Consider the following 5755-nt stretch of genomic DNA (forward strand, 5'->3'; position numbering starts at 1 on the left):
GCCCGAAACCCTGGCAGGCCTGCACTTCGTCGTCTTCGCCATGCTTATGCTCGTTCATGCTGCACCGATTATGAAAAGTGCCTAACACGCTCTAAATCGGCGAGAGATGCAGGCGCGCGGCATCGCAATCGCGAAGACCGATGGCAGTTATGCCAAGGTCGGACGCAAACGCAAAGCCGATTACACCGAGGTCAAAGCCTGGCGTGCCGAACATGGCGCCAGCATCGCGCAGACGGCCGCACAGTTCGGGATCAGCAAAGCAGCAGTCAAACGGGCGTGCGCCGCGCTCGCCACGCAGTAGAATGAACTGGGGACCTGTGCTCGAGCGCGGATGATCGACGCCGAGATTGCGCCGCGAGCAGCAGAAGAACCGGAACATTGGAGGCATCACAATGACCACAGTAACCATCGGCGTAGCCTCGCGAGCCGACCTTTCGGCCCGCTTCGTCGCCGCCATGAACGGCAAGAGACAAGGATCGTTTATCAGTTTCGCGACGACGGATCTCCTGTTCAAGACGCTCAGTCAAACGCGCTGGCAGATCATTTGCGAGATGATCGGCTCCGGTCCAACGTCGATCCACGAGCTCGCGTGCCGGCTTGACCGCGATGTGAAGTGTGTTCATGAGGACGTGCGTGCGCTGCTGAACACCGGCGTGCTTGACCATGCGGATGGAGGAGCTGTCGTGTTTCCGTATGACGCGGTACACGTCGACTTCATGATCGAGGCTCAGGGGCTTGAGAGCTCCAGACAACGCGAAGATCCGCAAAATAGCTGAAGCTCAGCGATCGGCGCGGCGCGCGTGACCGATGAAGTTCTCGCCGACGTAGACATTGTCGATGCGTTCCGCGCGACCGGCGACGGCTGGCAGACGCGCATGAACGACGCGCTGCACACGTAACTGAAGGAGCATCCGCTCAAAGCGGACTGAGGGAGACGCCGGTTTTGCTGCCCTTCGGGGGTGTCACGGCAGTCAGTCCGCAACCGGCTCACGGGAAAGCCCTGGAAAATCGTACTCGTCGAACACTACCTCGACAGCATCTACGAAGGGGGGCGCCTCTGTAGGACCGGGATATCCGTCCTGCACCTGCACGGCCACGATCGTACGCGATCCGACGTCGGTGCATCGCCACAAGCCCGACTCGGTGTAAAACTGCGTTCCGATCTGAAAGTCTGAGTGCTGCACGGCTGTCACTCCCAGTCGTCCAAATCGACAACCTGCTCGATGAAGGCCATGTCTTCCGCTTCCGCCGCCGCGTTGTCACGGATTAGCCGCGACTGCCGACGCCACTCTTTGATGAACTCTGGTGAGCCGGTGTCCGGCAGTCCAATGCTGTACGGCGCGCGAAGATCGGGATGGTTGATCATGGTCAGCTCCTGGCTGAGTGCAAGCGACCATTATAGGCGCGCGGCGACCGCTGCTACGTCTCGAGCCAGTTCCAGTCAGCCGTACCCGCTGCGGCGGTTGCGGTAATCACCACCTGACAGGGCGGCGATTGCGTCGAACTCATCGTCGGCGCCGTCACGGAACCGGCCGGCCATGCATAGAGCGCGCCGTTTGGGATCGGGTTACGACGCAAAGCAGAGAGCGTTTTTTCTGCACAGGAAGGAAGGCATGAACGAAGGGAGCGATAATGCATGCGGCTGAAAGTAGCGGCGAAGCGCGCCGTCCAGAACAATTCCCCGGAAAGAACAAGATGGACGCATTCTACGATCAGGCGCTTGAATATATGGAGCGGACGCTCGAGCAGCTCACGCGGCAGGCGCCGCCACCACAACGCGTCCCGATGGCCGACAGCTTCGCCTATCGGTATGTCGAACAAACCACCCAGCAAGCGATCGTACAGAAGCTGGCCAGGATCATCAGCGGTCTGCACGCCGCTCGAGTTTTGCTGAAACATGGATTCTTACAGGAACAAGCGGCGCTACAGCGAATGCTAGACGAGTTTCAGGAGGACGTTACCTTCCTGACGTACGCGGAGATACGCGAAGACACAGCTGACTTGCTTCGTGACTACCTGGCCGCCTTTTACGAGGAGGAGTTCGACGTTCCCCAAAATCCGATCAAATCGACACAAAAGCGGCCGATGATCCCTAGGCGGCGAATACATGCGTACTTAGCACGCGTCACCGGTACCGCCTTGGACGCTAGCACGGCAGCGGAGGTGGTTCGTACCTTAAGCAAGACTTACTCGGGCTATGTGCACGGTGCCTCGCCGCAGATCATGGAGATGTATGGCGGCGCTCCGCCGACGTTTCACGTCGCGGGCATGCTTGATTCGCCTCTGTTTCGGGATCACAAGGACGATTTGTGGAACTACTTTTACCGGTGCATTACCGCCTTCGCTTTCGCAGCAAAGGCCTTCGGCGATGAAGTTCTGTTCGCCTCGATTTACGCTTACTCAACATGGTTCGCAGGTACCGAGCCAAGTCGAAAGTAGGCGCACCCGAGTAAAGGCAAAAGCCAATTCTGCAAACATCCGGACCAACCCATCAACAGATAGATGATCTGATCGAGGCAGCGCGCTGCGCCTCTAACGGTGAGCGTTTCCGGGATCCGAAGACTGGGTCGGGCACACATAGGGCGCAGCATGCACAGGATTCTTACCCTCCTCGACGACGATTGCGGTGCAGCATCGGTCTCGTGCAACACCGGCCCGTCAACGGCCCTCGTTTCACACACCGGTCGGCCTACCCGGGCGCTCGTGATTGCGCTTAGAATGATCGGATGGACAAGCGACCACCAATTCCGAGCCGTGATTCAGGCGGCAGCTTTTCGCTCAACAATCCGGATGACGGCACCCCGATCAGGGACATTTTCAAGCTCGGCGACGGCCTTCTTCTGATCACTGAGAAGTGTACTTACCGAATGCAGGTCGCGGACCAGATCGACCCCGATCGCAAGAACCCGGCTCTACCACCAAACTTTCAGCAAAAGATCTTCGACCACGGAACGGCATCCGACCTGCTTTGTAGAACGTTACTGCAGGCAAAAGTTATGTTTCGAAAAGAGTTCCAGTCGATCGACAACGATCACGCAATGCAACTCTCTTTCGATGCGTTCAGCGACATCGTCTCGACGCACGAAGCGGCTCAGGCGTTTGTCTGCGCCGAGAAGGCCGCGATAGAGCAAACCGAATTCCTTGAAACAAACGACGCGTCACAGACAATTCCGGCCGTAAGCAACGTTCGAAGCCATTGTAAAACCTTCGCGCAGAAGGCAGACCATTTCGCTGTCTCGCTTCTAGGGATCGTCCGGCTGTTCTATCCTGAGATGCGGAAAAAGAGTTGGGATGACCTTCACAAAATGGTGAAGTCTCTATACGGCGAGGATGATCCGTTTCACAAGGCGTTAGAGATGACGGTTCCTTTCCTACAACTAATTCGAAATGCTCGCGATTGTCTTGAACACGGAAATTTGACCGGCGTAAAGACCAGTGACTTCGCGCCGCAACCTGATGGTTCGATCGCCCTTCCCTCGATCGAAATCGATTTTCGCAAAACCACGCATCCTCGCTGCCCTATCTCATGGTTCATGGATCGAACGACGAAGGCGCTGCTCGACAGCTTCGAAATGATCGTCGCTCATTCGTGCAGCAAAAACATGCAGCCCTTTGCAGGCCTGCCTATGTCCATCGGGATTTTGTCAGAAGACTATCAGAAGGCTTGGCACGTCCGCTTCGCTTACGGCATGTATGACCAAGACGGGCAGTTCGTACCCTGCGGGTGAGCGCAGCCTTCACCGGGCGTGAAAACGGCGCCCATAGGCGCCGCGCCGCAGGTGTAGCGGGTCAGTGCTGCGATGTTACTGCTGATCGACCGCTCTTTCCTTAGCGGCTTCGGCAATCCGTGCGCGCACCGCTTCGGGAGCACTCGCGATAAGCCGTGCGATGTAGTCATCTGAGGGTTCCCTCGCCGAGCCGTCGTACCCGTCAAGCAGCCGATGGTCTACACCATTCACCTGTTCAGTATTTTCCGGTCTATTTTGCTGTGTCATGAGCCCCCCTTTTATAAATAGGAGAGCAGAACAGCCAACGAAGCGATTGGCAAGCACCCTATCGAAGTCGATATTCATGCTGAAACCTCGGGAGCGGACGCGACGCGACGCTCGAGGTGATCGCCGATCGCCTTGACGACGTCGTTCGCACCGTCGGAATACCCAGCAGCGGCGCGCCCATCACGCAGGCCTGCGGCGTAGCCCTCAGCGAGGCCAATCCGATAGAAAGAGTCAGTCCGGTCGACAGCCGGCGCGAGCGATACCTGCTCTGCCGAGTTCGTCGAGTCGACCGCAAATTCATCGCGTAGCGTGGCCGCCGCCGTGCCGCGAGTGGACGACGCCAGTAACCAGACACCGTGACGTGTAAGGTCGAACGCTGGCCGCTTCCGGTCGCCGTCGAGATCTCCGTCGAGATCATGCTCGCCGCCGCGACGCCGTCGGGAATGGCCGTCAAATTGCGCACCTTCTCGAGCAGCCGCCAGTGAGGCATCCCTCGCCGTTCGGCAATCCGCGCAAGCCAAAGGTTGATGTCGTGTTGAAGGTTGTCAAGGCGTGCATTCCCAATGGGTTCAAATTCGGCACGTTGACTTGCTCGCTAAAGATTTTCCCGAAATCTGCCGATAAAGCGGCCTCCTCAATCAGGAAACCAGCCATGTCAGACCAAGCTGCAACAGAAACCAAGGGCAATTCGAAGCTGCACACCAACATCTTGATGATCACGGCACTGCTTGCGCTTTGCGCTGCCGCAGGCAAGTATGGGTATCACCTTGGATTGCAATCAGCCGGCGAAAAATATCAGGACAAAATTAATCAGTTGTCGGCAAAGTCCGGCAAGAGCGACGCATTGCTCGCAGAGCAGTCTGCGGAAAACATCAGTCTAAAAAATCAAGTCACACAACTCACCGCCGCCGACAAGACACACCAAGCCAAGCTTGACGACTATGCTAACCAGATTGCCGCATTGAACGAGCTAGCAGGAACCGCGAACTCTTGTAGCTTTGCAAAAGACCAAGTTGTATCCCTTCAGAATCAACTCGACTTGAACAGGGTGCTTATACCTGGGCAACCGTCGCAACCCATGTACGAATACTCTAGAGAAGTGGTCACTGATCGACTGAAGACATATCAGGCAATATTAGAGAAATGCGCGCATTAAATATGCCGGGCGCTCCGACAGCATAGCTCCGTGCGAGGCGTTTCCCTCGATACCGTTGTAGACAGAGTTCGGGAAAACCCGGTAGCGCTGCTCACCTAGCCGCCCGACGCACCGAATCCAATAGACTAGAAGTATTGTGCCAATGGCGCCCAAACCTACGCCCAGCATGACGGCACCTTCGCGACCGTCGATCGGCGGGCGCACATAGGGCCCGCCGTGTGCGATCGACGCACAAACCACGGACTAGGATTCGCATGGTCCTTTAATTCATTCAGTCGGATCCGCAGCGGTAAGCGTGAAGTTCACATGCACCACGGCATACGGGCACTCGAAAGACTCGTCATCTGTGCTTTCAAGTAGGCCTACGTTCAGCAAAGCATGAACGTCTTCGTGGATGCGCTCGACACCGCGACCGAGCCGGCGCGCGAGCTCGCGGATCGATAGCGGTCCGGCACCCATCATCGTCCTGATCAGGTTCAAGCGCGCTAGCTCCAGTGTCTGGAACAGCTGGCGGATTCAACCGGTGGATGCAATAGTTTGCTGGAATCGTTCGGCGGGCGTCTCGTAGTCCAGTGTCTTTCTTGGACGCTCGTTCAGTCGTCTT

General features: G+C 57.2%; 8 protein-coding genes and 3 pseudogenes. 8 read left to right on the forward strand and 3 right to left on the reverse strand.

Annotation, left to right across the window (positions count from 1 at the left end; translation table 11 throughout):
* The 4 genes and pseudogenes from HDG33_RS37935 to HDG33_RS36525 form a co-directional block, all read left to right on the forward strand.
* Window positions 1–85 (forward strand): annotated as a pseudogene (locus tag HDG33_RS37935) (IS5/IS1182 family transposase); the annotation flags it as partial.
* Window positions 86–94: 9 nt separating this feature from the next.
* Window positions 95–301, forward strand: a pseudogene (locus HDG33_RS36515) (resolvase); the annotation flags it as partial.
* 91 nt (window positions 302–392) lie between these two features.
* A complete protein-coding gene (locus HDG33_RS36520) occupies window positions 393–776 on the forward strand; it encodes a transcriptional regulator (protein ID WP_184041144.1) in 384 nt (127 codons plus the stop codon).
* A 36-nt stretch (window positions 777–812) separates the two neighbouring features.
* Window positions 813–899, forward strand: a pseudogene (locus HDG33_RS36525) (BrnA antitoxin family protein); the annotation flags it as partial.
* A gap of 290 nt (window positions 900–1189) precedes the next feature.
* Here HDG33_RS36525 and HDG33_RS36530 read toward each other — a convergent pair.
* Complete coding sequence (locus HDG33_RS36530) at window positions 1190–1366, reverse strand: antitoxin MazE-like protein (protein WP_184041146.1); 177 nt, start codon at window positions 1364–1366, stop codon at window positions 1190–1192.
* Window positions 1367–1632: 266 nt separating this feature from the next.
* On the opposite strand from HDG33_RS36530, the gene HDG33_RS36535 reads away from it, so the two are divergent.
* Together HDG33_RS36535 and HDG33_RS36540 are read left to right on the forward strand one after the other, a co-directional pair.
* Window positions 1633–2439: a hypothetical protein gene (locus HDG33_RS36535; RefSeq protein WP_260330725.1), complete on the forward strand. Its 807-nt coding sequence runs from the start codon at window positions 1633–1635 to the stop codon at window positions 2437–2439.
* Window positions 2440–2726: 287 nt separating this feature from the next.
* Window positions 2727–3728, forward strand: a complete 1002-nt coding sequence (locus tag HDG33_RS36540; RefSeq protein ID WP_184041148.1) for a hypothetical protein — start codon at window positions 2727–2729, stop codon at window positions 3726–3728.
* 75 nt (window positions 3729–3803) lie between these two features.
* Here the strand turns inward: HDG33_RS36540 and HDG33_RS36545 are convergent, their stop codons facing one another.
* Entirely contained in the window at window positions 3804–4073 is a 270-nt protein-coding gene (locus HDG33_RS36545) for a hypothetical protein (protein ID WP_184041149.1), read from the reverse strand.
* 278 nt (window positions 4074–4351) lie between these two features.
* Here HDG33_RS36545 and HDG33_RS37940 point away from each other — a divergent pair, with 278 nt between their 5' ends.
* Both HDG33_RS37940 and HDG33_RS36550 read left to right on the forward strand, forming a co-directional pair.
* Complete coding sequence (locus tag HDG33_RS37940) at window positions 4352–4480, forward strand: hypothetical protein (protein WP_260330726.1); 129 nt, start codon at window positions 4352–4354, stop codon at window positions 4478–4480.
* On the forward strand, window positions 4477–5151 hold the full coding sequence (locus tag HDG33_RS36550; RefSeq protein WP_184041150.1) for a hypothetical protein: 675 nt from the start codon (window positions 4477–4479) through the stop codon (window positions 5149–5151). Before HDG33_RS37940 ends, HDG33_RS36550 begins: the two co-directional genes overlap by 4 nt.
* A 267-nt stretch (window positions 5152–5418) precedes the next feature.
* Here HDG33_RS36550 and HDG33_RS36555 read toward each other — a convergent pair whose 3' ends face one another.
* A complete protein-coding gene (locus HDG33_RS36555; RefSeq protein WP_184041151.1) occupies window positions 5419–5631 on the reverse strand; it encodes a hypothetical protein in 213 nt (70 codons plus the stop codon).
* Window positions 5632–5755 lie beyond the last annotated feature (124 nt).

The sequence above is a fragment of the Paraburkholderia sp. Cpub6 genome (assembly GCF_014201065.1).
GTDB classification, from domain to species: domain Bacteria; phylum Pseudomonadota; class Gammaproteobacteria; order Burkholderiales; family Burkholderiaceae; genus Paraburkholderia; species Paraburkholderia tuberum.